This window comes from Paenibacillus crassostreae, assembly GCF_001857945.1.
GTDB lineage: Bacteria > Bacillota > Bacilli > Paenibacillales > Paenibacillaceae > Paenibacillus_AQ > Paenibacillus_AQ crassostreae.
In genome coordinates this window covers 3676861-3703772 of record NZ_CP017770.1, presented here as the reverse complement: position 1 = coordinate 3703772, position 26912 = coordinate 3676861, and the positions used below count along the sequence as shown (strand labels likewise).

Below are 26912 nucleotides of genomic sequence, written 5' to 3'. Positions count from 1 at the left end.
GAATCAAAATAATGAATGTAGTAAGAATACTTCCCTCCGCAAAAAACACTCCAATCAGGAATATATTTAACAGTGGGAGTGGTGCCACGATCATACTTGTCATAGATGCAATACGTGAGATCTCCGCGATGAACTATAAATCTCTGCCACCAGCTCCAGCGCCTTTATCCCTTCAGCACCATCCAACCAAAACTTGTGTCCACTAAGAACATGCTCATAGAAGTCCTCAATAAGCCTCTTATGACCGGTGCCCCAATAAGATTTGCCTTCCGAAGCGCTGAATTGTGGCTCGCATAGCAGGGTTTCCTTCCCATCCTTCCAAAGATACAAACGATCTCTGCGGAGGTTGAGTGTTCCCTCATCGAATACTAGCTCCATTTCCACCGGAGAATTATGAAGATAAGTATTCGTTCCATAAAAAAGCCCAGTAACATGATTAGCGAATTGGATATTCGCATGAGCGGTATCCTCCACCTCAATGACTCCATCTAGCACATCTGTGGTAATATTACCTTTCACTGAGGCGATTTCTCCACCAAACCATTGAAGCAGGTCTAAGGTATGGATAGTCTGGTTAATCAGAAGACCGCCACCCTCCGTAGACCAGCGCCCTCTCCAAGTACTATCTCTATAGTAGTCTTCACTCCGATACCAGGTTACGATTCCCTTCATGCAGAGCAACTTCCCAAACATCCCTGAATCTATGATCTTTTTGATCTGAATGGAAGCTTCGTTATAACGGTTCTGGAACACTACACCAAGCTGTCTCTTACTATCCTGCGCAGCTTCATGCATTCGCTTGGCTGAAGGAAGATCCACAGCAATAGGCTTCTCAGTTAGAACATGTTTCCCTGCACGTAATAATTCAATAGCCATTTCTGCATGAAGATCATGGGGTGTACAGAGATGCACAACATCAATTCGGTCATCATTTAGAATTTCTCTATAATCATTGATGGCGTGGCAGTCAAACTCTTTTCCCGCATGTGAAGCTTTATCAGAATCTATGTCCACAACCGTGAGCAGACTAACACCTTTTATACCTGTTATTGTTTTAGCATGGAGAGGGGAAATGGCTCCGCAGCCAATAATGGCCACTCCAAGTTCATTCATCGATTCTTCTCTCCTTTCATCATTTTTTTACGATCTGTGTGTCTCTTGGGTTAGATGGGTAGCTTGAGCTTGAGCCTTCAGGCATAGCTCTGCAGCTTTGAAGACATGGGCTTGCGTCATTGCTAATTCTGTTCGATTCAAACAATCGAGGATCAGCTCACCAAAGAAAGGAAATCCAATCTTCCCAGCCACGTGTTCGTAATGCTCCCCTTCCCCGTTCACCCAGTACACGTGATCCGGTGTATTCGATCGTCCAATATCACTGTATTTGCGCAGTTCAATGTACCCTTCAGTTCCCATAATCATCGTACGACCATCACCCCAGGTTCCCAGCCCAGCAGGCGTAAACCAATCTACTCTGAAATATTGGGTAGCCCCATTATCTCCCACAAGAGATGCATCACCAAAGTCTTCTAATTCGGGATAAGTCGGGTGATTATAATTAGCTACCTTACTATGAACAACGGATGCATCCTGACAACCTGCATAATACAGGAACTGCTCAATCTGATGGCTGCCGATGTCGCATAGTATGCCACCATAGTTCTCTCTCTGGAAAAACCATTCCGGTCGACTAGTAGCATTCAATCGATGTGGTCCTAATCCAATAACCTGAAGCACCCGACCAATAACCCCTTGTTGGATCAACTGTCCAGCATATATAGCGCTCTCAACATGTAGTCTCTCACTGTAATAAACCATGTACTTTTGATGGGTCGCTGCTACCACAGCTCTAGCAGCTTCAAGCTGTTCTAGTGTTGTAAAAGGCGCTTTATCCGTAAAATAATCTTTTCCATGAGTCATTACTTTAATTCCTATGGGACCTCTTTCAGAGGGAACCGCTGCTGCTGCAACTAATCGAACCTCAGGGTCTTCTAGCACTTCATCTATGGATTTAGCTACTCTGACTCCCGGATATTTGTCTTTAAAATTTCTAACCTTCTGTTCATCCGGATCGTATACCCACTTGAGCTCTGCACCAGCTTCAACCAGTCCATTACACATCCCATAGATATGACCGTGATCAAGTGCTATTGCAGCAAAAATGAAATCGCCCGGCATCACTACTGGTTTAGCTTCATGAGTCGGCGCATAGGTCATGCCATTTTTTCGATTCATCAGAATCCTCCTAATTTATTTCTATAATCTCTTGAGCAGATAGTTGAGACTTATCTCCAAGCTTTCAAAAGGATCACGACGACACACATCTTGTTCGACTACATACCATTCAACATCCGTGTCCCTACAGGTATTAATGATCTTGCCATAATTCATGTTTCCTTCTCCAATTTCAGCGAAAACCTGTTTCCTATCCACAACTACCATATCCTTTAGATGCACAACCTGCATTCTGCCTTCAACCTTGCGAATCCAATCCACTGGACTGGCACCACCTGCTTGAACCCAATATAAGTCCAGTTCAAAGCCAACGGCTGGATCGGTCTCTGCGAGTAGCACTTCCATCCCTGAAACTCCGTCATAGCGTTCAAATTCAAAATCGTGATTATGATAAACAAATTGCAGTCCATGTTGATTTTTTAACGTTAGCGCGATTCCAGATATCAGCTTTGCGAACTTACGGTAGCTTTCTTGCCCGGTGCGGAATTCCTCTGGTAATCCTCCAAGGCCAATGTACTTGCAGTTCCACAGTTTATGCTCCGCGGCCAATGCTTCCAGATCATTTACTAACCTATCCCAGGACACGTGAGTCGCACAAATTGTCAGCCCTGCTTCATCTGCATATTCTTTGACAAGCTTCGGATCAATCGGTCCGATTGCTGATATCTGAATGGCCTCATATCCCATAGTGGATACTTTTTGAAAAGTCGATCTCAAATCCTCCGCAGTTTGGGTAAATTCACGAAGTGTGTACATTTGAGCTGCAATCGTTGATCGCTTCATAGGATCATTCCTTTCAGGATGTTTTTAATAAGTTCCCTTAACATCAAATGTTTTGGATGCTGTCGTTTCTTTTAGAAAGGTTGAGTTCTCGACTTTTTCCATAAGCTTCTTATAGAACAAATCGGAATCCATCGGGAGCTCCACCCAATTGTCGGTCCAAGCGGACAAATACATCGCATTAGAAAGAGTTAGTCCATGAATGCCTTCCTCACCCGGAGCAAGCAATTCCTCATCATGTAGAATGGCATTCGTAAAGTTCCGCAAGATTCCCTGGTGCTGTTCCCCTTGCCCTTCTGCAACCGGAATCTCGCACTTCCAGCACTCCGGACTGCCAAATCCCCCCTTATACTCTGCATTGAATTGAGGCTCAGGTGTTCGCAAACGCCAAAAGGTTAGCTTGCCGTCTTCCACTACGATTTTCCCTTGATCGCCATTGATTTCAAAGCGATTGGTTCCCGGTGCTTCACCTGTTGTGGTGATAAAAAGCCCGGTAGCACCGTTCTCATATTCCACATAAGCGGTTACATCATCCTCTACCTCAATATTCCGATATTTACCGAAATGACAAAATGCTCTAATCCGCTTAGGCATCATCCCCGTTGTCCATTGCCATAAATCCAGTTGATGAGGATCTTGATTAAGCAGTACCCCACCGCCTTCACCTGCCCAAGTAGCACGCCAGCCACCGGAGTTGTAGTAACTCTGCGATCGGTACCAGTTGGTAATAATCCAATTCGTGCGACGAATCTCCCCAAGCTCACCTGATTGAATCAGATCTTTCAGTTTCTGATATAACGGATTCGTTCGTTGATTATACATAATTCCGAATTTGCGATCACTCTTCATAGCGGCATCATTCATCTGTTGAACAGACTTGGTATATGCACCAGCAGGCTTCTCCACCAGCACGTGATAACCATATTCAAAGGCTTTAATTGCAAGTGTAGGGTGATCATAATGCGGGGTACAGATTAGTACCGCATCTATTGAGCGTGACTCAAATAATTCTATTGCCGTATCATAATACTTTACACTTTCCGGCAAATGTTGTTCAGCCCATTTCATTCGTTCTGCATTTGTATCACATACTGCTGTAAGCTCAGCACCCTTAATATGATTCAGTAGGCTTAAAGCATGTTCACTACCCATATTTCCTATTCCAATAATTCCATAACGAACTATACTCAACTCTAATCACTTCCCAATCCTAAGGTTATGTTAAGAGGATATACTAGAATTAAAGAATTGAACATGAAAGAAACTAAGATGTTTTTGTATATAAATAAGATGTTTTCGGTAAATGAAAGCGTTATAATAAATATACGAAGATCGGGAAGGAGTAGATCATGAACAATCCAGGCAACCTTACCGGTAGATTGTTACATAACCTTACTATAAAGGTAACCCATGCCCAACTTAAGAAAGGATATTCCGGATGGAATCGCATGCTGGAGACTCCGACATTTAATCGGTTGTATTTTATAGACAAGGGTGAGGGTAAAGTTATCATAAATGGTGTTGCTTATTTTCCGAAGCCAGGTCAGTTAATGATCATGCCTGCTGGAAGTATACAAACTACAGAAACGTCAATAAATGATCCATATACACGCTATTTCTGCCATTTTGATGCCGATATTGGGGAGTGGCCTTTATTCCATTCTGCTAACCAATTGTACATCTGCAATGTGCCCAACCCTGATTCAGTACGGGATATATTTACACAAATGATTGATCATTTTCAAAAGGATGATATCTTATCAATCATGCGCAATCAGGCCATCTTGCTCAATCTAATTGCTATTTGTCTTGAATCCAGCGAGAATAGCAATTCAGACTTCATGAATGATTTTATACATACCAGGGATCAAGGGAAGTTAACCAAAGTACTCCATTATATCGATCAATGGCTGAGTAAGCCCATGGAAATTGAAGAATTAGCTGAGCTTGCCCACTTGCATCCCAATTATTTCATTCCATATTTCAAGAAATTCATGGGGGTGACTCCTATGCATTATGTGCAGTTGAAACGTATGGAGCACGCTAAGAGACAGTTATCTTACTCGGATTTCGGCATTTCAGAGATTGCGGAGCAAGTAGGTATGGAATTAGCCCATTTCTCAAAAAGTTTTAAGAAGACTATGGGACTCTCCCCTTCTGCATATCGTAATAGCACGAAGTAACAATGCTTTCTTACTCAAATCGTAATTATATTTCAATACCCTCCAATACCCCATGAAAAAACCCACCCTTGATTACAACTTCCAGGGTGGGTTCTGATGATATAGATACTACTTCGTAGCCGGATTCAATACAAAATTAGCCTGCACAACACCAATCTTTACTTTCCTTGCATTCAAGACGGGTGCTTGAATATAATCTTTCAATAATTCAGTACTTGATTCATCAGTAACTCCAAGCTGTCTTAACACATCCATAGCTGCAACACCTGATGCTCGATCAGTTCCATCTTCAGTCTTGATAGCAATACCGATACCGCGATCGATAATCCCTATACATTGCACACCTTCAGCACCCATTTTGGATACAATATTCCCTTTATAAGCACTCATAACATCCGTGTCGAAGCGTTTGTGTCCACTTACCATCACAGGATGTGCCATCATAGCATCGCGTATAGTTTCTAGTGCTTCTTCTCTTGCGGCCGAAACGGTTCCCTCTGGATGAGCTAAACGAGCGAATCCTAGTGCTACATTGTAGAGTGGAATTTGATGTACCGGCAGACCACAACCATCTACACTAAGTCCAATTTGTTCTCTAGGTACATTGCATACTTCCGCGATGACATCGAGAATGCGTTGTTGAACGGGATGATTAATATCCGGATACGTATGAATATCTTCATGCAGATGTACTGCTGTTGCTAACATGCTTGAATGTTTACCGGAGCAATTACTATAGACTGGAGTCAGCTCTTTACCCGCTTTAAGTAGCTCTATATAGCTAGCTTTATCCTTAGGAACATGAGTGCCACATTGTAAATCACTTTCATCTAATTTAGCTCGACTCAGTATGTTTAATACCGTTTCTCTATGAATCGGTTCCCCACTATGTGAAGCGCAACTAAGTGCAATCTCAGATGCATTGTATTCAAATGCTCTCGCTGTTCCCGTCTCTATGATCGGCACCGCTTGAAATGGTTTCATTGCCGAACGGGCAAAGGTTAATCTCGTTGGATCTCCATATGAATACAATAATTTCCCTGTATAATCTACAACGGCTATATGAATATGATGGGTACTCTCAACATAATGACCTCTAATAACTTGAATTGCTTCGGACATATCTATCTGCTCCTTTTATACTTCTTATGCGTTTCTCTCTTATTCTGAACCATCCACTTATTTTATCATAAGCATATACATAGAAAAAGGAACACCGCTTGTCTCTTACTTAGCGGTGTTCCTCAAACTCCATTGTTATTATGCCAATATGCTTTCGATTCGTGCTAACTCTTCATCCGTGAAGGACAAATTATTAATAGTTCCCACGGCATCCTCAATTTGGCTAACCTTACTTGCTCCAATTAGCGCAGAAGTCACCTTGCCACCGCGAAGTGTCCATGCTAATGCCATCTGGGATAACTTCTGACCACGTTCTTTCGCCATTTCGTTTAACTTGGCCACTTTATTCAATACTTCATCTGTCAATTCACTCGGATTCATGAATACACTTGGTCCAGCAGCTCTTGAATCAGGTGCAATTCCATTTAAATAACGGTCAGTAAGAATCCCTTTATTTAACGGTGAGAAAGCTATAGACCCGATTCCTTCCTCTTCCAATACATCAAGTAAACCATGTTCTGGTCCACGAGCAAACATAGAATATTGTGGTTGATGAATCAAACAAGGTGTTCCAAGATCCTTCAGAATACGTGAAGCTTCTAATGTCATCTCTGGTGAATAATTCGATAGCCCCACATAGAGTGCCTTACCTTGACGAACAATTAAATCTAGCGCAGACATGGTCTCTTCAAGAGGGGTATCTTGATCTGGTCTATGATGGTAATAGATGTCGACGTAGTCGAGCCCTAATCTGGTTAAGCTCTGATCAAGGCTTGCAACAAGGCTTTTCTTCGATCCCCATTCACCATAAGGACCAGGCCACATGTAATAACCAGCTTTGGTCGAGATGATCATCTCATCACGATAAGTTCTGAAATCATCTCTTAAGATTCTACCGAAAGTCTCCTCTGCAGATCCAGCGGGTGGACCATAATTATTAGCCAGGTCGAAATGTGTTATTCCTAAGTCGAATGCTCTGCGCACCATGGCTCTTCCATTCTCATACTTATCTATTCCACCGAAATTATGCCATAATCCAAGCGAAATCGCTGGAAGTTTAAGTCCACTCTTCCCACTTCTTCGATATGTCATCATTTCATATCTCTTATCATCAGCACTATATACCAAATGAATCACTCCTTCTACATTATCAATTTATTATATGCATTAATTCGAGATTAACCCATTGCAAGAAGGATGATAATTATGGACTAATGTCTGATTTGTGATTGTTCCTTTGATATTGTTTTGGAGACATTCCAATAACCCGCTTGAACATTCTTGAGAATAGTAATGGATCTTGATATCCAACTGATCTAGCTACCTCACCGACTGTAAATTTACCTGTTTGAAGAAATTCACACGCCTTGTTCATTCGGAAATGAAGCAAGTATTGTCTTGGTGGCACATCAAGTGCCTTTTTGAAAATTACACTTAAATATTTACGGTCCAAGCCTAAATTCTCTGCATGATGTTCAAGAGATATATCCTCACTATAGTGATTATGTAGAAAATCTAGCATTTGATGAACATACTCTTCTTGTCTACTAGAAATCATAACTGGTAGTGAATTAATTCTATTCGACTCGACCCAAGCAGCAAGAAATTCAAAAAAGATTGCCTTTAATCGCAAATCTAGAGCTCCACTTGCAATCGTAGCTGCACTCGATAAATGATCGTACATAACAGGCATAATTTTTGAGTCCATCGCAAATACAGGATTATTCGGTGCAAGAAAAGTTCGGCCAAGAAGCTCAGGAACCTCAGTTCCTTGAAATCCAATCCATGAATAAGTCCAAGGATCTTCTTGATCCGCCTCATAGAAATACACCACATCCGGGCAGATTAAGAACCCTTGACCTGCAACAAGCTTAAACGTTTGGTCAGCGACACGGACTATTCCTTGCCCCTTGTGGATAAAATGTATTTTGTATACATCTCGCACTCCCGGCCCAACAGCATGTCCCGGAACACAATCTTCTTTTCCCCAGAACAAAAGATGAAGTAGTGGAGAAGATTCCCGTGGGCGAAATGGATTATATTGAAATATCGCCATAATTTATTATTTCCCCTCTTCTCATATTACTAATAGATATCCATTTATTACTATGCAATCTGAGGTATTGTCTTCAAGAAGTCTACCATGTTCGAATTACTGATTCAATTCTTCGATATTGCTAGAATTCATGTTTTTGTGGTTGAATCGAATCAAGCGCATAGCATTTAGGATAACAATCAACACACTTGCTTCATGAATAAACATTCCTGAAGCTAAATGCACATTGCCCATTAACACGCCAATTAAGAGAAAAGCCACCACAGCAACTGCGATATAAATATTTTGTTTCATATTTCTGGTTGTTACCTTAGATAATGAATAAGCATGAGAGAATTGCATTAGTTTATCTGCCATCAAGACAACATCAGCAGTTTCCATCGATATATCTGTTCCACCTTTACCCATCGCCAATCCAATATCAGCAGTCGCAATCGCTGGTGCATCATTGATTCCATCACCTGCCATCGCAACCGTATGGCCTAATCCCTTCAATCTTTTCACATGTTCCACTTTGTTTTCTGGTAATAATTCAGCGTGAAATTCATCCAATCCTAATTCAGTTGCTACAGCTTCAGCAGTATATTTATTATCTCCAGTCAACATCACTATTTTCTTAATACCATTTTTCCTCATTTGAGCTAATGCTATTTTAGCATCGTCTCGTATTTGATCGGCGATAGAAATGATGCCCTTAATCTCATCATCCACGGCAATAAAGATAGCCGAATTTCCAGCTTTTTCACGACTAATTGCATAATTGGTAACACTCTCTGGAAGTACAATCTTTTCTACAAGCATTAATTTACGGTTCCCTGCAACAATCTTTTGATTATTCACAACAGCTTTTATACCATGGCCTTTAATAGCTTCACCGTCTCTAATTTCCAGCATTGATAAATTGATTCCACTGTTTTCTGCTTCTTTGACTATGGTTTGGCCCAAATGGTGTTCTGAAATAGTTTCTGCTTTAGCAACAAGTTCTAATAGTACTTGTGAATCGATATTCTTAAAGATATGGATATCCGTTACTTCGGGTTTCCCTTTTGTCAATGTTCCGGTTTTATCAAAGACTAGTGTATCAACTTTAGAGAATTTATCCATAATTTCTCCGCCTTTGATTAATACTCCGTTCTTTGCTCCATTCCCGATTCCGGCAACGTTTGATACAGGAGCTCCAATAACCAAAGCACCAGGACAAGCGATAACCAAAAACGTAATAGCCAAATGTAATTCTCTTGTTACTACATACACGATAATGGATAAAATCACAACGGCAGGAGTATAGATATTGGCAAATTTGTCTAAAAATTTCTCAGCTTTCGACTTAGACTCTTGTGCTTCTTCCACGAGTTCAATTATTTTTGCAAAAGTGGTATCATCTCCTACTCTTTCCGCAATGATCTCGATATATCCATTATCCAGAATGGTTCCACTGAAGACTTTATCTCTCACGGATTTTGCAGCAGGTACTGATTCACCGGTGATGGCTGCTTCATTAATAGATGCTTTGCCTAAGACAATTTCACCATCGACTGGAATCTTTCCGCCGGGATGAATAATAATACGATCCCCTTCTTCTACTTCCTCAACAGGCATCGTTTCTGTATTACCATTTGCTCGTAGAATTATTGCCTCTTGAGGAGCCATATCAACTAAATCTCTTAAAGAAGAACGCGTTTTTTCCAAAGTTCTTACTTCCAAATAATCTCCGAATAAGAATAAGAATGTTACGATTGATGATTCAGTATACTCTCCAATGAACAATGCCCCAAGAACAGCTATACTTACTAGCAATTCGATACTGAAAGCCTTCATTCGTAAAGCTTGTATTGCTTTAATAAAAATAGGGATGCTAGCAATAATCGTTGCGATAATTAAGACAACATCTTTCAGAGTCCCTTTTTCTGCTAAGCCAAAGATAAAGCCGATAGCGATTAAAATTCCTGATAAAGCAGTAATGTGATTTTTATGTTTTCTGATGTATGCAATCATTTCTATCCACCTCAATTTGTTTTTCCTTATAAATAACTATATTCTTTTCATTGTGATAACAACTTGATAAAGATCAAGTTTTGATAGATTATTATTTTATAAAAAAAAAGACTTTAGCAACCTTATGCTAAAATCTTTTGATTTTGCTGATTTGATTAGTCTGAAGATACTTTAGTAGATAAGACAGGGTAACCTAAGTTTTTTATGGTTGCTTCTATCATGCTAGCTTCTATTTTAGAATCATCAAATTCTGCCTTTACTTTACTGGAATTAAACATGACCTTAGCCGTTTCAATACCTGCTATTTTATCTAAGGTTGTTTCTATTTTTTTGATGCAAGATGGACATGTTAATGGTTCCAATTGATATACGGCTTTACTCATTATTTTTTCCCCCTTATTGTTGGTATCTTTAGTATATATAGTAGTGCTTAATAAATAATTGATATTTATCAATTTCTGAAAATTATATTCTTGAACCTCCCACGAATAAATTCGCAGGATTCCTACGCTAATACTCCTATCGGAGTAAAGTAAGTAAGCTATCCCAGTCATAAATTAAGAGCGTGTAATTAGCAGCAAGATGGTTTTTCTAAAACCTTGATGAAGATCATTCTTTTAAAACAAGATACGTTATACTGGATAAAGCACATCATCAGAGTTTATTAACATCCAACTATTCATTAATTTAGGAGCGTGAAATTCATTGATTGAAGAGATACGTAATAACAATGTAGCGCGTTTCGCTGGCTTCGGTACACTGTACGACCAGAATCGTCCTAGTGCACCTCCAGAGATTGTTGATATTCTCACAACCTATTTACGCAGCGTTCCTCATACTGTTGTAGATGTTGGATGTGGAACAGGTCTGTCCTCATTTATTTGGCTTAATCACGCCAACCGGATTATTGGATTCGAACCTAGTGATGATATGCGTCAGGTGGCATTGTCTAAATGGGAGGTCATTGGTAAACCATCTATTCTACAATTCGAGAATCGATTATCTCATGATCTGGGATTACCAGCACATAGTGTAGACATCTTAACCTGTTCCCAATCCTTTCACTGGATGGAGCCGCATAGTACATTATGTGAATTCGCCCGTGTCCTACGTCCCGGAGGTATCTTCGCTGCTTATGATTGTGATTGGCCACCTGCCTTCGACTGGACTATTGAAGAAAGATATCAACAGCTCATTTCCTCTGCGGATGCATTAGCATCACAACTTGCACCACGCGAACAACAACCACATAAATGGAACAAAGATAGACATTTACAGAACATCCAAGATTCCGGTTTATTTCGCTTCGCTAAAGAAATTGTCTTTCACCATTGGGAGTCTCTCAATGCGGAACGTTATGTGAATCTTGCACTAAGTCAGGGTGGGCTACAAACAGCTCTTAAATTAGGTGCAGTTGAGCTCCATAGCGAAATAGCACAGTTTCGAGACGATGTATCACTGACCTTTGCCGGGGAATCTCGTAACATTTTATTCAGTTATCGCATGAGAATTGGGATTGTGTAACCTTCTAATTTATCGCGAAAAAAAAGCAGATCAAGGTTAACTACCTCGATCTGCCTTTCTTTGTATACTATTCTTTGGTCACACTTATTTCTCGTAAAATGCTTCAAGCTCACGAACAATGTCTTCTTTATTATGATCAATAACTAATTGATGCTGTGATTTGGAGAATAAATTCTTGATCTCAGCAGGGAATTCCTGCTTAATGTCACATTGCTCAATCGCTTCATTGAACTTAGCAGGATGTGCCGTTGCGAACGAAATACAAATCTCTTCTTCACCGTTATATGCTTCATACGCAGCAATACCACAAGCCGTATGTGGATCCAATAAATAGTCTGAATTATCCTTATACTTACTAATTAATTCTAAGCATTGTTCGTTACTCGCACCATATGCTACGAAATCAGCTTGTACGCGTACTAAATCCTCAGCGTTGAATACAATCTTGCCATCATCCTGGAACTTCTTCATGATAGCTGACACTTTCGCCGCATCCTGATCCAAGAAATAATAAAGATATCTCTCAAAGTTGCTCGCGACTTGAATGTCCATCGATGGACTATGTGTACTCTTGAAGTCACCAGGCTTATATTCACCTGTCTTTACAAACCGCTCCAAAATATTATTCTCATTCGTTGCAATAATAAGTTTGTGAATGGGTAAGCCCATCTTCTTCGCTAAGAAACCTGAGAATATGTTACCAAAGTTACCTGAGGGAACACTAATATTAACTTTCTTCGGTTGATCTCCTTGCTCGATTTGGAAATACGCGTAGAAATAATACACGGTCTGTGCCAAGATCCGTAGGAAATTGATTGAGTTTATCGCACGAAGATTATGTTTACTTTTAAACTCCAAATCCGCGAATTGATCTTTAATGATTTTCTGACAATCATCGAAATTTCCTTTGACGGAAAGATTCAATACATTCTGATCGTCAACCGTTGTCATTTGCAATTCTTGCACCTTACTCACCTTATTATGAGGATGCAGAATACAAATTTTGATTCCTTCTTTACCACGAACACCTTGGATTGCTGCAGCACCCGTATCTCCCGATGTCGCTCCAAGAATATGAATAATTTTATTCTGTTTCTTAGATACATATGAGTAGAATTCACCCATGAATTGTAGAGCTACATCTTTAAAAGCAAATGTTGGTCCGTGGAATAGCTCAAGAATATAAAGTGAATCATCTATTTTATTAACAGGTGTTATTTCAGAATCACGGAAGCTTGCATAACTCTTATCCACCATGTTCTTAAGATCTTCATCAGGAATTTCTTGATTCGTGTAGAGAGCAAAGATTTGCAGGAATAACTCTTTATAGCTTAGTTTGCTCCATTCTTTCAAAGTCTCTGGTGTGATATGAGGAATCTCTGCTGGAATCATTAATCCTCCATCGTCTGCCAACCCCATGAGCACGGTATCAATAAAACCTTGAGCTTCGACCTGACCTCTTGTACTTATATATTTCATACAAATCCTCCGTTAATAATATAGAATAGTTAAAGGCTATACCTCTACTTTAGTTATATCTATAATACCTTCACTTGCAGATCTAGCCAATCCTTTATTTTGATAAATAACAATCATCAGTAAATATAACATAAATTAATTACCGGAGGGACTCTATGTCATCTTCACAAAACAACCTTCGCCACAAATTGGACGATTAGACATACCTAATTTATGGATGCAATATTTATTTTTTACCAATTAATATCCATCGAGCATATTATTTGTTGTATTATAGTGAATGATAAAGATAATACATAAACAAAGAATTAGGAGTGTGTATTAATGTCAAATGTACAGGCGACACAAGTATCACCTATGGGTAGTAATTTATTCAAGAATCGATTCTACCAAACGATACTTGTCTCAAATTTATTTCTGCAAATCGGAATATGGGTTAGAAATTTTGCCATTCTCATGTTTGTCACTGATCAAACGAATAATGATCCCATGGCTATTTCACTTATTTCGGTAGTTGAATTCGCACCTATCTTTGTCTTTTCCTTTATAGGGGGAGCTTTTGCAGATCGGTGGCGCCCTAAAAGAACAATGATATGGTGTGATTTCCTCTCCTCTGTGTCGGTGCTTTTTGTCCTCTTAACATTGCTATATGGTTCGTGGGAAACCGTCTACTTTGCTACATTCATCTCAGCTATCTTGTCACAGTTCTCTCAGCCATCTGTCATGAAGCTATTTAAGCAGCATGTCCATCCAGATCAACTTCAGCAAGGAATGGCCTTGTTCCAATCCCTTGTAGCCATATTTATGATCATGGGACCCGCACTGGGCATATTCTCATACCATCAATTTGGTATTCATATTTCCATAGCGGTTATGGGGGTTGCTTTCCTATTATCCGCTGTCGTTCTCTTTCGTCTTCCTCCCGATGAAGAGAAGGCTAAGATCCACGAAGAGATTAAATTAAATTTAAGAAAAGAACTAGCCGATGGTTTTCGCTATGTATGGAAAAGCCCAGTATTAAAGGTACTCGCTTTAGCATTTGCCATAGCCGGATTTTCCGTAGGAATTATCCAGACTTTGGGTCTGTTCGTGGTCACAGAGCGACTAGGTCAACCAAAGGAATTTCTACAGTTTCTCCTTATGGTTAATGGTGCTGCTATGCTAATCGGTGGTGCTGTCATTATGACTCTTGCCAAAAAAGTTCCTCCACAAGTTCTGCTGGCATTTGGTATGAGTATTAGTGCCTTATGTATCGCTGGCATGGGATTGTCTACAAGTATCCCTTTGACTCTAGCACTACAGTTCCTGAATGGACTGACCATGCCATGTATTCAAATCGGTATCAATACCTTAATCCTACAGTGGACAGAGCAATCCTATGTTGGTCGTGTAAATGGTGTGCTTAGTCCCATGTTTATGGGAATGATGGTCATCATGATGTCCTTGGCTGGATATCTCAAGGCACATTTTTCACTCATTGAAATATACAGTGTATCAGGCATCGTCATGCTGGTAGGTGCCTTAATCTTAGTACCAATCTTTAAACTTAAAGCTAAGCCATCCTTAGACACAGAGAGCCACACAATATAATCACAATTAAAGCAATTGAAGAAGCCAATTCCTAAGAAGGAATTGGCTTCTTTCTATATTACAAATGTAATTCTAACTAATAAATCATGGTTTACCCTTATCCTTAGTTCCTCCAAGCACTCCGATGATTCTCTTGTACCATCTCAAGTGATGCAGCATGTGCGTTAGCTTTCACCTGTTCCACACTCTTACAGCCTGGAATAACACAACTGACAGCCGGATGCTTCAAGCACCATGCTAATGCCCAACTTGCCATATCAACACCTTCGGGAACTTCAGTCTGTGCAATCTCTTGAACAAGACGCAACTTCGCATCAATCTCGCCACGTTGATGCCCTTGTCTAACATTATCGTCAAATACGGCACCGGGCTTATACTTTCCACTCAAATATCCACTGGCAAGTGGGACTCTGGCAAGTACACCAAGGTCATGTTCTAGACACGAAGGAAACACTTGCTCCTCCGGCTTCTGATCCAACCGATTGTATACGACTTGAATCGCTTTAGCGTTCAACTCTGTCGCTTTTGCTGTTTGATATATGTTGTCATTACTTCCAATAGAAATACCTAGATTACGGATTTTTCCGGCTTGTACTTGTTTATCTAGCAATGTCCATAGATCATCATTATTGAATACTTCATCCGAACCAGAATGGAATTGATACAAATCCAAATAATCCGTCTGTAGCGCTTTCAATGACTCATCCAATTGTCGTCGAACTTGATCTACATTCCATGCGTTCTCCCATTGATCTTCCCAATGATGTCCAAATTTCGATGCGATGACCCATTCTTGACGTGAATGCCGCGATAAATAATCACCTATAAAAGTCTCTGACATATGATGAGGTCCATAACACTCCGCTGTATCAATCAAGTTAATACCTACGTCTTTACCACAATTCAGAATGTCATCCACTTCAGATTGCGTGAAGTCTTTACCCCAATCTCCACCAAACTGCCATGTTCCTATACCTACTACCGAAACTCTTAAATCAGTTTTTCCTAAACGTCTATATTTCATGTTGTCACCTCGTATATTATTGGTATAACCTTCATACTACTCCTACATATGATTAGGAGCAATATACATTAGTAAACTCCAATAGTCATTGACATGTTAATCCATTGCACAGGTGAACCCCTCATCACGCAAGTACGCCTCTGCCTCTTGTTGCGTTCCAAACACCATTTCAATATTCATTCCAGTGAAGATGTACCACAGATCATCGTCCCGTTTGAGAGAGAGAATCTCCTCGTCATCATTCTTCCACTCTTCAGCCTCATGGAAGTAATAATCGCCGTTGCTAGGATTCACGCTATCACTATTTACAGTAGATGGGTTCCTCTCATCGTTGGTTGATAGTGTACGAATGGAGTCCTCCACGATTAACTTTAATTGCTCAGCTGTAAATTCACGAATATTCACGAACCCTTTCTCATCCATATCATAATCCAGTGTAAGACCTGTATAGATGAACCCATTACCGTTAGGATGAAAATGAAGAGCAATTGTTTTTTTCTCACTTTGGCTCTCTTCGTAAAGAAAATTCACACGTCCTAGCGATACATTCTTTCGTTGTAATTCAGGAAAAGATTCTAATATCTGCAGTTTCTGTTCAAATGATAACATGTGTCCTCCGCGTCCTTTTATAGGTTATGTATTTCAAATGTAAATGGAATTTTCTCGTGATGTGATTATATCATACCCTACACAAGCAGATTATTTCATCCTAACAATGATCTTAACGATCGTTAATTACTTTATTCGCTGTTGCCTCATCTGTAACAAGCATTTGGATATATCCACCTTTTAGAGTAGCCTTTATACAATCAATTTTATGCAATCCAAAAGCAAGACCAACAACATTATTGGTTTGTTTTAGACTTTCTAGTCCAATACCGATAACTTTATTATTAATAGAATGACTAACCATATGTCCTTCCCTATTAATAAAGCGAGAATTGATATCTGCTACTACATCCAATTCTTTCAACTCATCCAATACCTCTTCGGTCAAATATCCAAATCGCTCCATCGTGGACATCGAATACGGATTCCCAATCCCCACAATTGCTAGATCAACCTTTTCTCCTTCTGCTAGAACGGATGCTATATTAGGAAGACGTACAATTTGCTCTTTTAGCTGTTCCGTTTCTACAATGGATGGTGCATATAGAGATTCACATTTCCCACCAAGTTTCTTGGCCATTTCATATGCAATTTGATTGGAATGTATTTCGGTACGTTCATTACCTGTTCCCCCCACAAGCGGAACTACCTTTACATTTCCTTTTTTCTCTAGCGGGAACTCTCTAACCATATGATATAGTGTATTACCCCATGACACTCCGATTCGATCGCCGTCCTTAATTAACTTCTGAACAAATTGTGCTGCTGCTTTACCTACAGCACTTGTCACCAATTCATTATTTAAATCCCTCGTAGGTACAACTAATACCTGTTTCAGGTTAAACATCTGTTCAATACCTTTCTCAAGTTCATATGTTTGGTGGGAGTCATCGTGAACGAGAATCTCAACAATACCTACCTCGCGTGCTTTCTGAATCATTTTAGAAATAAAAGGACGCGACACATTAAATTTCTCTGCAATCTTTTCCTGTGTCCATGATTCATAGTAATAAAGTTTACATATCTTGATGATCATTTTTTTATCATCAGTATTTAGCATATCGGTCCGCCTTCTTGTTCATTTTTTGAAAAAACTCAACTCATTTACTCTAACATGAACCTTACTATAATTTTTCTCAAACACAATCGTCAAGTTGTCAGAAGCTTCGAAACAATAATTTACATAAATCTAACACTAACTTAATCGTAGAAAAACAAAACCCGTTTACAATTGTTTTGTACCGGAACAATTGTAAACGAAAGAAACAACGCATGTTAGAGGTGAAACCATGGAAGTCAAAATTTTAGGTTACTGGGGAGGTTATCCTTCAGCAGGCGGAGCAACTGCAGGATATTTAGTAGACACGGGTGAGGGGCAAATACTTCTCGATTGTGGCAGTGGTGTCATGAGTAAGTTAGTCCTACATACCCATGTTGAAAAGCTTGATGCTGTGATTCTCTCTCATCTACATCATGATCATACAGCAGATATGGGCATTCTCCAGTACGCTGTAACAGGCGCAATTCGTACCGGAAGAATGAATAAAACTCTCCCCTTGTACGCACCAGCAGAGCCAGCCAATATGCTTGATATGTTATACGGAGATCATTCAACTATTACCGTTATAGAGCCTAATCTAACGGTCCTGATCGCTGGTGCACAAGTTGAGTTTGTCCCTGTATTACACACCATTCCATGTTATGCGATCAGGATAACATATAAAGGAAAGGTACTCGTCTATTCTGGAGATACATCCTATTGCGAATCACTAGTAGATTTAGCTAAAGATGCAGATATCTTTCTATGTGAAGCGACAATCTGTGAAGGAAGCATGCATACGACCGGCATAGGACATATGAATGCGAGTCAAGCTGGAAGTATTGCTAGCAAAGCTAATGTTAAAAAGTTGATCTTGGTCCATTTACCAGGGGATGGTGATTTAGAATTTATGCAGAGATCAGCAAGTATTGCATTCGGGGGTCCCGTTGAACTTCCCAATACGGCCCAAATGTATACTTTATAATCGAATGGAGAGGGAAGAACAATTAATGTACGAATTATTAGCGCTAGACATGGATGGTACATTGCTTAATTCAGACAAACGGATAACTCCCAATGTCCATCACGCCTTAACCGCATGGAGAAATAGCGGTAGACGACTAACCATTGCATCAGGTCGTTTTCCTGCCTCAGTATGGCTACATGCTAGGGCAACTGAAATGAATTTTCCACTAATTGCACTTAATGGCTCTGTTATTGTCAATGAAGATACAGGTGAACTAATATCAAGTACACCTCTATCAGCACAACATACCATTTCATTAACTGAGCTTATAGAAAGCCATGGTGCTTACATACAACTGTATGGCTATAACGTTCTCTATGTCAGTGAATTGAACCATGTCAACTCGAAATGGCCGTTAGCTAATGTTGTAGTTATTCCTGACAAGCCTCTGACAGTTGAGAATTATCAAGATCAGATCAACTACATTCAAGTAGAACCTGTTGATGACTTGAGAGAATTTCTGCAAAAACGTACAGAGCCTATTTATAAAGCAACGATCTTATGCGATCATACCGATCTTCTTGACATGCTGATTGCAGAACTTCAGTCATGGAATCTGTTTATGATAACAAGAACGGGGAGCCATCGCTTTGACGTGAATGCCTTCGGTGTTAGCAAACGATCAGCACTAGAGCATTTATGCCTTAAGCATCAGATCCCCAGCGTTAAAGTTGCTGCGATCGGCGATTATGATAATGATGTTGAAATGTTGAAATGGGCTGGACTGGGAATAGCCATGGGTAACGCTGAAGAACATGTGAAGCAAATTTCAAACCGTATTACGAGTAGTAATCAAGATGATGGTGTAGCAGAAGCAGTACTTAAGTTAATAAATCCAAATTAATTTATTAGAGGAGCAATCGAATATGTTGAGGAAAAATTCAGTTCTTGCTGTATTGGTATCTATGTTGATCTTTACTGGTTGTAGCTCAGGGAATCAAGCATCTAAGCAGACGGATAAAGTCGAAGAGGCTGTGAATTCATCATCGACTTCTATATCTGGCCAACTTTCCTTCTATACTTCTCAACCTGAAGAAGATGCTACTAAATTAGTACAAGCCTTTAATAAGAAATATCCAGATGTATCTGTTGAGACTTTCAGATCCGGTACTGAAGAGGTAACAGCAAAACTTCAAGCAGAGAAACAAGCGGGGCAAGTTCAAGCAGATGTACTTCTACTCGCTGATGCCGTTACATTCGAAAGTCTGAAGAGCCAAAATCTTCTGGCTGCCTACAAATCTCCAGAGAGAGAGCAAATAGCTGATGAACTAATGGATTCCGATGGAATGTATACAGGAACAAAGGTCATTGCCACTATTATCGCAGCGAATACAGATAAAGTATCTACATTACCAACTTCTTGGCAAATCTTGACCACAGAAGAAGCTAAAGATGCTGCAATCATGCCAAGCCCGCTTTATTCTGGTGCAGCAGCCTATAACATCGGTGTATTCTCACGCACTGATGGTTTCGGTTGGGAGTTCATAGAGAAATTAAAAGTAAACAACATGTCAGTCATCAAAGGAAATGGTGCAGTACTCAAATCTGTAGCTAGTGGTGAGAAGAACTATGGCATCGTGGTCGATTATATGGTTGCACGTGAGAAAGCGAAAGGATCACCTATTGATCTAAGCTATCCTGAAGAAGGCGTTCCAATTATCACGGAACCTATCGGTATTATTGAGAACACGGATAACATCGATGCTGCAAAAGCATTTGTTGATTTCGTCCTATCAGAAGATGGACAGAAGCTTGCCGCTGAAATTGGATACACTCCGGTCCGTGAAGGAGTTGCACCACCTGAAGGATTGAAAGGTATATCTGACCTCACCCTATTGTCTGGAGATATTGCCATATTAACGAACGAACGCGAAGCCGACAAAAAACAATTTACTGAGTTATTTGGAAACTAATGAGCGGAGCGATTACTTATGGATGTCATAACTACAGATGATAAACAACAAACATTGGATAAGGGTAGACTAAAATCTAGCCTCCTTCCTTTTTCTTTTTTAACCAGAAAAACAGCTAAGCTTCTTGGTATTATCCTTATACTTTTTTTCTTCGTTCTCCCTATTGGTAAACTGCTCTATTTGAGCATTAAAGTGGAGACAGGTTTTAGTTTTAGTCACTATATAGAATTATTACAGCAGGTTCGCTTTTGGAAGACCTTAGAGAATACATTTATCATCGTTATCGCATCAACGGTATTGTCTTTAATCATGGGCATTATAGCAGCTTGGATTATGGCATATACGAATATCAAGCATAAAAAACTGCTACATCTACTTATCCTATTATCTTTTGTACTTCCATCTTATGTACTTACCTTATCTTGGTCTTCCTTTATGGGTACTCAAGGACTCATAGCTTCATTTCTACAACTCTTCCATTCGGAGGCTAAGCCATGGAGTATGTATAGTATGGGCGGAATCATTTTCGTCATGGGTATTCACCATTTTCCACTTGTCTATTTATTTACGGTCAATGTACTAAAAAGAATCCCTCGAGACTTAGAATGGGCAGCGAAAGCTAGTGGTGCTGGTCGGATCAAAAACTTTACACAAATTATTCTTCCACTTGCACTACCAGGAATTACAGCAGGAGGATTGCTCGTGTTCCTGGCATCACTTGATAACTTTGGTATTCCCGCTTTCTTGGGCACCCCTGTAAATATTAGTGTGCTCAGTACGCTCATTTATGAGGAAATTATTGGTTTTGGTCCCTCTGCTTTTGCACGTGGTGCCTCCCTCTCTGTCCTATTAGGCCTGATCGCCGTCGCAGGGACAATGCTTCAATGGCTCTCTGTCCGAAAAAGTAAGACAGATGATACGGCACGGCTGGATAGTCAGCCGCGTTATGATTTAGGGAAACATCGGTTATGGATAAATCCGCTCCTGTGGTCCAGCCTTATATTCATTACGATCGTTCCTTTATTCTCAATGATTTCACTCTCATTAAAAAAAGCCTATGGCCGACCTTTAAGCATGAATAATGTGACCTTGGAGAACTATAAATATATCCTTTTCAACAATCCAAAGATTTGGCAATCCATTCAAAATAGCCTCATGCTTGCATTGAGTACACTTATCATCTGTTTGATTGTTGGTTCATTGTTCGCGTATATTCGTGTACGCAAACCATCAAAACTGATTCAATTTGCGGAGCTAGCTATTTCAATACCTTACACACTTCCGGGTATCGTATTTGCATTGTCCATGATTCTAGTCTGGATGGAACCTATACCAGGATGGAATCCCGGTATCTATGGAACGACTAGCATGTTATTCATAGCTTACGTCTGCCGCTTCCTAATCTTACAGATTAGGGCTGGTGTTACAGCATTTATGCAGGTCGATACTTCCATGGATGAAGCGGCTAGAATCTCTGGGGCCAGTCCATGGCGAAAATGGGTTTCTATTCTATTACCCTTACTACTACCAGGACTCCTAAGTGGAGCGATTCTTGTTTTTCTAACAGCTCTGACTGAGTTAACAGTTTCCGCTCTGTTATACTCTTCACGCTCACAGACCATTGGTGTTACCATATTCAGCTTTGAACAAGCTGGAGATACTCTTTATTCGACTGCATTATCTAGTTTAATTGTGTTTCTTATCGTTGTTGGGACAGGTCTATTGCAACTTATACAAAAATTATTATCACGCAAAGGAGTAAATCATGAGTATTGAATTAAAAGATATCAGTAAGACATTCGGAAATTATTCGGCGTTGAAATCGATTAATCTAAGTATCGCAGATGGAGAATTCATAGCTATCTTAGGGCCGTCTGGATGTGGAAAAACCACTTTACTTCGCATGCTCGCAGGATTCGAGCACCCTTCCTCTGGAGAGATTGTTATGAATGGTTCTATTGTTGCAACATCTAAATCCAGCATTCCTCCTGAAAAGAGACGCATTGGAATGGTATTCCAAAGCTTCGCACTCTGGCCGCATATGAATGTTTCCGAGCATGTGAGCTTTCCAATCCGCAATCACAAAGAGACTCCTCAATCGATCCGTGAGAACGAAGAGTCAAGGATCTTAGAAGTTCTTGAACTAGTAGGCTTAGCCCACCTTTCTCAACGGATGCCTCATGAATTATCTGGGGGACAGAAACAACGTGTTGCGATCGCTCGTGCAATTGCATCGGAACCTTCCCTCCTACTAATGGATGAACCTCTAAGCAGTCTCGATGCAATGCTACGCATGGATATGCGGCGTGAAATCCAATCCGTTCATCGGCAGACGGGCTCTGCAATCGTATATGTCACGCATGATCAAGGTGAGGCCTTAGCTATGGCTGATCGAATTGTAGTGATGAATGACGGTCAGATCGAACAAGTAGGAACTCCCCAAGAAATCTACTTGAATCCACAAACAGAATTTGTTGCAAAATTTGTGTCCAAAGCTAATCTTATTCAAGGGCGCTGGGACCATGAGCATTTCATCCCCGATGGTGCAGAATCGGTTCTACAATGGCCGGGAAATGAAGTAGCAGGTTATTTCAAATCCAATGGGCTTTACCCAGTTAGACCTGATCAATTCCAACTCTCACCTGCACAAGTTAATGGTCTCTCCGGTGAAATCGTGAATGTGCAGTTTCAAGGTAAGGAATTCTATTATGATGTTCTATCTACCGGACAGCAGTGGGAAGTTATCTCTCCTTTACCTTTTAAGTTAAATGATAAAGTTTCTATTAATATGCCAGTTCCGAACTATCATTATGCTTAAGAATTTGAGGGTCCATTCATGATAAATACACGGCGTATGATCTTCTTCGATGTTGATGGAACTCTATTAGATCAACACCAGAGACTTCCCTCATCCACCAAAAATGCAATTAAAGCTTTACAACGAGATGGACACGAGATTGCGATAGCTTCAGGGCGCTCCCCTTTTATGATTGATGATCTGGCGGAAGAGCTTCAAATTGATTCATACGTTGGATTTAATGGTCAATACGTCATATTAAAGGGAGAATTAATATATCATAATCCAATTGAGAGCGAATTACTCAGTTCTTTTTCACAATTTGCAATAGGCAACCATCATCCTTTAGTTTATCTGAATCAAGAATCAATGCGCAGTAACATTCTTTATCATTCACGTATCGAGACATGTATCGCTGTATTACAACATGAACATCCTAAATATGATCCGCAGTTCCATATCAATCGTAAGATCTATCAAGCCATGCTATTTTGTACAGAAGACGAAGAGTTAAACTACCGCAATCATTTTAAAGGTCTTGAATTTGTTCGTTGGCATCCATACGCTATGGATGTTCTTCCTGCAGGAGGTTCAAAAGCAATTGGTATTGCACAATTAATTGCCAAATTGGGCTTTTCACCTGATGAAGTATACGCTTTTGGAGATAATCTAAACGATATAGAAATGTTTCGATATGTTGGTAATAGTGTTGCCATGGGTAATTCACCAGTATCATTAAAGCGGCTAGCCCAATTTGTGACAACCGATGTGGATCAAGATGGAATTGCTAATGGTCTAAGGATGATGGGACTGATTCTCTAGATTAAACATATCATTATTAAACAGAAATAAGGCATACCTTCGCATGTGAAGAGATGCCTTCTATTTAGTTCTCGCTGTTATCGGAACTAGAATTTTCACCGTTAGAACATTCGTCTCCCAACATTGAAAATTTGTTTGAAGATTGATCCTTTTTCTCTAATAGATTGTTGAGAGTTACGATTTAATCTCGAAACCTTTCTTTGGCTAGTCATCATTTGTTGTGCGATTCTAAATCGTTCTGCTTCATTTTGCAAATCACGAAGATGTAATTTAAAGATGTCTTCATTATTCAGGGATAACAATTTTCCACAACTCATTTCAATAGGGGATAGCGAACCCATCTGGTTAAGATATTCGGTTGCTTCTGCTTCAACATCCCCACTATATTCCATTTTCACCTTAATTGTTAGGGATAGAATAACTTTAATTTTTTTCCCCACAGTTATACCAAATAGAACAAGTAGACCCGTGGTTATCTCCAAGGTCTACTTGTTCATTGAATCACTATAAAATTACCCACTAATCATCATGTGAAAATATGCTTCTTATTGAATAGGTATTTGCGGTTGTCCTGTAGTTGGAGCATAAGCATGCAACATCTGTTGTCCATCACTATTATCCAATTGTGCAACCTGATAATAACCATGCTTGTTCTGATACAAGAACACTTCATAAGCCATTTCGATGTAATTCTCAACTTGTGAAGCCACTACTCGACGTAGTACAGGATTGGTCACTTCATTCGCTGTCATTGTCATATGAGTAGCAGCAGATTTAAGGGCACCTACTAAAAGTCCGCTAATCTGTGCTTCCTTCATTTGGTTACTAGATTGAATCGGTTTATCAGGCTGACTTGATGTAAGACCATATTTGATTTGGTTCGCTGATTCTTTCATCATATATTTAGAGGTGTCCTGACTAGGTTTACTGCCAGTTGTAAAGCATTCTACCGTTAGGTTGTACTGAGAACTGATGAAGTTGTATTGACGATCCATGATAGATAGGAACTCTTGATCTTGAACCATAGGTTTAAACATCACCATTTGGTCTAGAATGCCGATTGTACATGATAATAATTCGTGCATATCTAGAAGTTCATGGCCTCCCCGATTCATATTCTGATTTTGGTTTTGATTCATTTGCTGATTTTGCATACCTATCGGTTGATTCCCCATTTGATTCTGTTGACCTAGATTCTGATTTTGCATTAAAAAACCTCCTCAATTGATTTAGATACTGCGCAACCTAACTTATGTTGAGTGTTTCGAGGCATTTTTATTCATGGAAATAATCCGATCTTCATTTTCATATCCATTCCATATGGAAGAGTTAATCCTAGCTTCTCCAATTCATTCTGAATCCGATTAATATGATAATTATAAATAATAAATTGAGAATCATCCGAATTATGTATGAGCTCTTCATCTAATCTTCTAATCATTTTTAAATGCTCATAGATCAGCTTATAGGATTGGTACTCCTCCGTGATCTTTTCTTCTGAATCATCACCATCATTTCCCAAGTGAAATTCCTCTTTCGATATATCTAGATATTTCTCTAATTTCTTCAAATAAGCCTTTAATTTCTTCAGATCCAAGTCCTCATTAGAGACTAATCTCTCCATGATACTGACAGTCTCCTTGGATAATAATTTCCGTGCATGATGGATATTTACTTCATGTTTAGGTGGAAACACAAAGTAATTAACCACAATGGCAACACCTACTCCAATCAATGTGTCGATGATACGATTTAGACTATAATATAATGGAGTGTCTCCATCTAAATTTAACATAATAGCAAGAAATACAATGCTAGCAATCGAAATGGATTTATTCCATTTCAGTAGATTACATCCGTAAATCACGAGTATAATACCAAGCGCACACAACAACACATTCTCAGGGTCAAGTGTGGCGAAGAACAAACCGATTCCTGCACCTAGTAATGTACCCATAATTCTATTCTTACCTGCTGTGAACGAATTGGTAACTGAATTTTCCATGGAGATCACCGTAGCTATCGTTACATAAAATGGATATTCTAATTTTAATAAATTTGCAATAATTAAACACACCAGTATGGCTATAGCTGTTTTTATATTTCGCATTCCTATCCCTTGCAGCACATAATCACCTCACATTTTCATTCTAGAAGAGATGCCATTATACTTCTTAGCCAATTGATTCACAAGTACATATGTATCTCTCGATCATCTCTTATCTTCCCAGTAGTTGACTGGGCTCATATCTTCCGTGATTATTTCGAGCACATACCCCAGACAAGTATAAACACTTACCGTCCTTATAAGGACGGTAAGTGTTTAAGCGAGAAATATAAGATATAAAGTATAGCGTAAAACTTATACTTTCTTATATTTTAAAAAAGCCCCTTGAGGAAAATTAATTCCTCAAGGGGCTTTTCACCTTAAACATTAGTAATTTTAAGAAAGGTCTTTTTTATTCACCTTTTCAGCTTCGTTATCGACCTTTTTACGATTATTCAATTTGGCGTTTTCCGCTTCTTTCGCTGCAGCACGGATAGCTCCGTAGTTCTTCTTCACTATTTTTGTTTTATCAGTCTTGTTCCAGCGAGTCCAGCCCTTACTTCCTGTTCCTCTACCAGTACCACCCTTAGCTTTAGCCATATCATCACTCCAATGTCTCTGTTACTCTGAAGTATTATACCATCTTCTACCTGAAATTATCTTTTTAATCTCA

General features: G+C 39.6%; 26 protein-coding genes. 9 read left to right on the top strand and 17 right to left on the bottom strand.

The window, feature by feature from the left end; genetic code table 11:
* Positions 1-99 precede the first annotated feature (99 nt).
* From LPB68_RS17035 to LPB68_RS17020, 4 genes are read right to left on the bottom strand one after another with little or no spacing between them, the layout of a single operon-like run.
* Positions 100-1113, bottom strand: coding sequence for a Gfo/Idh/MocA family protein (locus LPB68_RS17035; RefSeq protein ID WP_068661174.1), 1014 nt, complete (start codon positions 1111-1113; stop codon positions 100-102).
* 27 nt (positions 1114-1140) lie between these two features.
* Positions 1141-2232 (bottom strand): Gfo/Idh/MocA family protein, encoded by a 1092-nt coding sequence (locus LPB68_RS17030; RefSeq protein WP_068661173.1) that lies wholly within the window; start codon positions 2230-2232, stop codon positions 1141-1143.
* 21 nt (positions 2233-2253) lie between these two features.
* Positions 2254-3015, bottom strand: coding sequence for a sugar phosphate isomerase/epimerase family protein (locus LPB68_RS17025; protein ID WP_068661172.1), 762 nt, complete (start codon positions 3013-3015; stop codon positions 2254-2256).
* Positions 3016-3039: 24 nt separating this feature from the next.
* A complete protein-coding gene (locus LPB68_RS17020) occupies positions 3040-4203 on the bottom strand; it encodes a Gfo/Idh/MocA family protein (RefSeq protein ID WP_082865846.1) in 1164 nt (387 codons plus the stop codon).
* Between the two features lie 158 nt (positions 4204-4361).
* Here LPB68_RS17020 and LPB68_RS17015 point away from each other — a divergent pair, with 158 nt between their 5' ends.
* Positions 4362-5195, top strand: a complete 834-nt coding sequence (locus LPB68_RS17015) for an AraC family transcriptional regulator (protein ID WP_068661171.1) — start codon at positions 4362-4364, stop codon at positions 5193-5195.
* Positions 5196-5303: 108 nt separating this feature from the next.
* On the opposite strand, the gene LPB68_RS17010 is transcribed toward LPB68_RS17015, so the two are convergent.
* From LPB68_RS17010 to LPB68_RS16990, 5 genes are all read right to left on the bottom strand, one after another.
* On the bottom strand, positions 5304-6317 hold the full coding sequence (locus tag LPB68_RS17010) for an asparaginase (protein ID WP_068661170.1): 1014 nt from the start codon (positions 6315-6317) through the stop codon (positions 5304-5306).
* A gap of 138 nt (positions 6318-6455) precedes the next feature.
* Positions 6456-7412, bottom strand: coding sequence for an aldo/keto reductase (locus LPB68_RS17005; protein ID WP_418303842.1), 957 nt, complete (start codon positions 7410-7412; stop codon positions 6456-6458).
* 109 nt (positions 7413-7521) lie between these two features.
* Entirely contained in the window at positions 7522-8373 is an 852-nt protein-coding gene (locus tag LPB68_RS17000; RefSeq protein WP_068661168.1) for an AraC family transcriptional regulator, read from the bottom strand.
* Positions 8374-8469: 96 nt separating this feature from the next.
* Entirely contained in the window at positions 8470-10368 is a 1899-nt protein-coding gene (locus LPB68_RS16995; RefSeq protein ID WP_068661167.1) for a heavy metal translocating P-type ATPase, read from the bottom strand.
* Positions 10369-10523: 155 nt separating this feature from the next.
* A complete protein-coding gene (locus LPB68_RS16990) occupies positions 10524-10751 on the bottom strand; it encodes a heavy-metal-associated domain-containing protein (protein WP_068661166.1) in 228 nt (75 codons plus the stop codon).
* 322 nt (positions 10752-11073) lie between these two features.
* Between LPB68_RS16990 and LPB68_RS16985 the strand changes: the two genes are divergently transcribed.
* Positions 11074-11892 carry a class I SAM-dependent methyltransferase gene (locus tag LPB68_RS16985; protein ID WP_068661165.1) on the top strand — a complete coding sequence of 273 codons (819 nt, stop codon included), beginning with the start codon at positions 11074-11076 and terminating at the stop codon, positions 11890-11892.
* Between the two features lie 84 nt (positions 11893-11976).
* Here the strand turns inward: LPB68_RS16985 and thrC are convergent, their stop codons facing one another.
* Positions 11977-13371: a threonine synthase gene (thrC, locus tag LPB68_RS16980; protein WP_068661164.1), complete on the bottom strand. Its 1395-nt coding sequence runs from the start codon at positions 13369-13371 to the stop codon at positions 11977-11979.
* Positions 13372-13695: 324 nt separating this feature from the next.
* Here thrC and LPB68_RS16975 point away from each other — a divergent pair, with 324 nt between their 5' ends.
* Positions 13696-14961 carry an MFS transporter gene (locus LPB68_RS16975; protein WP_068661163.1) on the top strand — a complete coding sequence of 422 codons (1266 nt, stop codon included), beginning with the start codon at positions 13696-13698 and terminating at the stop codon, positions 14959-14961.
* A gap of 103 nt (positions 14962-15064) precedes the next feature.
* Here the strand turns inward: LPB68_RS16975 and LPB68_RS16970 are convergent, their stop codons facing one another.
* From LPB68_RS16970 to LPB68_RS16960, 3 genes are all read right to left on the bottom strand, one after another.
* Positions 15065-15985, bottom strand: coding sequence for an aldo/keto reductase (locus LPB68_RS16970; protein WP_068661162.1), 921 nt, complete (start codon positions 15983-15985; stop codon positions 15065-15067).
* Positions 15986-16081: 96 nt separating this feature from the next.
* A complete protein-coding gene (locus LPB68_RS16965; protein ID WP_068661161.1) occupies positions 16082-16594 on the bottom strand; it encodes a hypothetical protein in 513 nt (170 codons plus the stop codon).
* Positions 16595-16706: 112 nt separating this feature from the next.
* Positions 16707-17654, bottom strand: a complete 948-nt coding sequence (locus LPB68_RS16960; RefSeq protein ID WP_068661160.1) for a sugar-binding transcriptional regulator — start codon at positions 17652-17654, stop codon at positions 16707-16709.
* 229 nt (positions 17655-17883) lie between these two features.
* Here LPB68_RS16960 and LPB68_RS16955 point away from each other — a divergent pair, with 229 nt between their 5' ends.
* Genes LPB68_RS16955 through LPB68_RS16930 form a run of 6 tightly spaced genes read left to right on the top strand, consistent with a single transcriptional unit; the run spans position 17884 to position 24192 of the window.
* Positions 17884-18618: an MBL fold metallo-hydrolase gene (locus LPB68_RS16955; protein WP_068661159.1), complete on the top strand. Its 735-nt coding sequence runs from the start codon at positions 17884-17886 to the stop codon at positions 18616-18618.
* A 25-nt stretch (positions 18619-18643) separates the two neighbouring features.
* Entirely contained in the window at positions 18644-19504 is an 861-nt protein-coding gene (locus tag LPB68_RS16950; protein WP_068661158.1) for a Cof-type HAD-IIB family hydrolase, read from the top strand.
* A gap of 22 nt (positions 19505-19526) precedes the next feature.
* The gene (locus LPB68_RS16945; RefSeq protein WP_068661157.1) at positions 19527-20573 is read left to right on the top strand and encodes an ABC transporter substrate-binding protein; all 1047 of its coding nucleotides are present in this window, start codon (positions 19527-19529) and stop codon (positions 20571-20573) included.
* A gap of 18 nt (positions 20574-20591) precedes the next feature.
* Positions 20592-22349, top strand: coding sequence for an ABC transporter permease (locus LPB68_RS16940; protein WP_082865844.1), 1758 nt, complete (start codon positions 20592-20594; stop codon positions 22347-22349).
* Positions 22339-23391, top strand: a complete 1053-nt coding sequence (locus tag LPB68_RS16935; RefSeq protein ID WP_068661156.1) for an ABC transporter ATP-binding protein — start codon at positions 22339-22341, stop codon at positions 23389-23391. Before LPB68_RS16940 ends, LPB68_RS16935 begins: the two co-directional genes overlap by 11 nt.
* An 18-nt stretch (positions 23392-23409) precedes the next feature.
* Positions 23410-24192 carry a Cof-type HAD-IIB family hydrolase gene (locus LPB68_RS16930; RefSeq protein WP_068661155.1) on the top strand — a complete coding sequence of 261 codons (783 nt, stop codon included), beginning with the start codon at positions 23410-23412 and terminating at the stop codon, positions 24190-24192.
* Between the two features lie 101 nt (positions 24193-24293).
* On the opposite strand, the gene LPB68_RS16925 is transcribed toward LPB68_RS16930, so the two are convergent.
* From LPB68_RS16925 to LPB68_RS23465, 4 genes are all read right to left on the bottom strand, one after another.
* Positions 24294-24674, bottom strand: coding sequence for a hypothetical protein (locus tag LPB68_RS16925; RefSeq protein WP_068661154.1), 381 nt, complete (start codon positions 24672-24674; stop codon positions 24294-24296).
* 63 nt (positions 24675-24737) lie between these two features.
* Entirely contained in the window at positions 24738-25400 is a 663-nt protein-coding gene (locus tag LPB68_RS16920) for a spore coat protein (RefSeq protein ID WP_232510316.1), read from the bottom strand.
* Positions 25401-25471: 71 nt separating this feature from the next.
* Positions 25472-26302, bottom strand: coding sequence for an FUSC family protein (locus tag LPB68_RS16915; protein ID WP_082865850.1), 831 nt, complete (start codon positions 26300-26302; stop codon positions 25472-25474).
* Positions 26303-26635: 333 nt separating this feature from the next.
* Positions 26636-26839, bottom strand: coding sequence for a DUF3934 family protein (locus tag LPB68_RS23465; RefSeq protein WP_232510315.1), 204 nt, complete (start codon positions 26837-26839; stop codon positions 26636-26638).
* Between the last annotated feature and the right edge of the window lie 73 nt (positions 26840-26912).

Excerpts from the sequence above, each read along its gene's own strand:
- LPB68_RS17035 (WP_068661174.1), bottom strand. The coding sequence starts at position 1,113 with ATGAATGAACTTGGAGTGGCCATTATTGGCTGCGGAGCCATTTCCCCT.
- LPB68_RS16950 (WP_068661158.1), top strand. The coding sequence starts at position 18,644 with ATGTACGAATTATTAGCGCTAGACATGGATGGTACATTGCTTAATTCA.
- LPB68_RS16975 (WP_068661163.1), top strand. The coding sequence starts at position 13,696 with ATGTCAAATGTACAGGCGACACAAGTATCACCTATGGGTAGTAATTTA.
- LPB68_RS16920 (WP_232510316.1), bottom strand. The coding sequence starts at position 25,400 with ATGCAAAATCAGAATCTAGGTCAACAGAATCAAATGGGGAATCAACCG.
- LPB68_RS16940 (WP_082865844.1), top strand. The coding sequence starts at position 20,592 with ATGGATGTCATAACTACAGATGATAAACAACAAACATTGGATAAGGGT.
- LPB68_RS17000 (WP_068661168.1), bottom strand. The coding sequence starts at position 8,373 with ATGGCGATATTTCAATATAATCCATTTCGCCCACGGGAATCTTCTCCA.
- thrC (WP_068661164.1), bottom strand. The coding sequence starts at position 13,371 with ATGAAATATATAAGTACAAGAGGTCAGGTCGAAGCTCAAGGTTTTATT.
- LPB68_RS17005 (WP_418303842.1), bottom strand. The coding sequence starts at position 7,412 with ATGATGACATATCGAAGAAGTGGGAAGAGTGGACTTAAACTTCCAGCG.
- LPB68_RS16995 (WP_068661167.1), bottom strand. The coding sequence starts at position 10,368 with ATGATTGCATACATCAGAAAACATAAAAATCACATTACTGCTTTATCA.
- LPB68_RS17030 (WP_068661173.1), bottom strand. The coding sequence starts at position 2,232 with ATGAATCGAAAAAATGGCATGACCTATGCGCCGACTCATGAAGCTAAA.
- LPB68_RS16965 (WP_068661161.1), bottom strand. The coding sequence starts at position 16,594 with ATGTTATCATTTGAACAGAAACTGCAGATATTAGAATCTTTTCCTGAA.
- LPB68_RS17015 (WP_068661171.1), top strand. The coding sequence starts at position 4,362 with ATGAACAATCCAGGCAACCTTACCGGTAGATTGTTACATAACCTTACT.
- LPB68_RS16955 (WP_068661159.1), top strand. The coding sequence starts at position 17,884 with ATGGAAGTCAAAATTTTAGGTTACTGGGGAGGTTATCCTTCAGCAGGC.
- LPB68_RS16915 (WP_082865850.1), bottom strand. The coding sequence starts at position 26,302 with ATGCGAAATATAAAAACAGCTATAGCCATACTGGTGTGTTTAATTATT.
- LPB68_RS16970 (WP_068661162.1), bottom strand. The coding sequence starts at position 15,985 with ATGAAATATAGACGTTTAGGAAAAACTGATTTAAGAGTTTCGGTAGTA.
- LPB68_RS16990 (WP_068661166.1), bottom strand. The coding sequence starts at position 10,751 with ATGAGTAAAGCCGTATATCAATTGGAACCATTAACATGTCCATCTTGC.
- LPB68_RS16935 (WP_068661156.1), top strand. The coding sequence starts at position 22,339 with ATGAGTATTGAATTAAAAGATATCAGTAAGACATTCGGAAATTATTCG.
- LPB68_RS17010 (WP_068661170.1), bottom strand. The coding sequence starts at position 6,317 with ATGTCCGAAGCAATTCAAGTTATTAGAGGTCATTATGTTGAGAGTACC.
- LPB68_RS23465 (WP_232510315.1), bottom strand. The coding sequence starts at position 26,839 with ATGGCTAAAGCTAAGGGTGGTACTGGTAGAGGAACAGGAAGTAAGGGC.
- LPB68_RS16930 (WP_068661155.1), top strand. The coding sequence starts at position 23,410 with ATGATAAATACACGGCGTATGATCTTCTTCGATGTTGATGGAACTCTA.
- LPB68_RS17025 (WP_068661172.1), bottom strand. The coding sequence starts at position 3,015 with ATGAAGCGATCAACGATTGCAGCTCAAATGTACACACTTCGTGAATTT.
- LPB68_RS16945 (WP_068661157.1), top strand. The coding sequence starts at position 19,527 with ATGTTGAGGAAAAATTCAGTTCTTGCTGTATTGGTATCTATGTTGATC.
- LPB68_RS16960 (WP_068661160.1), bottom strand. The coding sequence starts at position 17,654 with ATGCTAAATACTGATGATAAAAAAATGATCATCAAGATATGTAAACTT.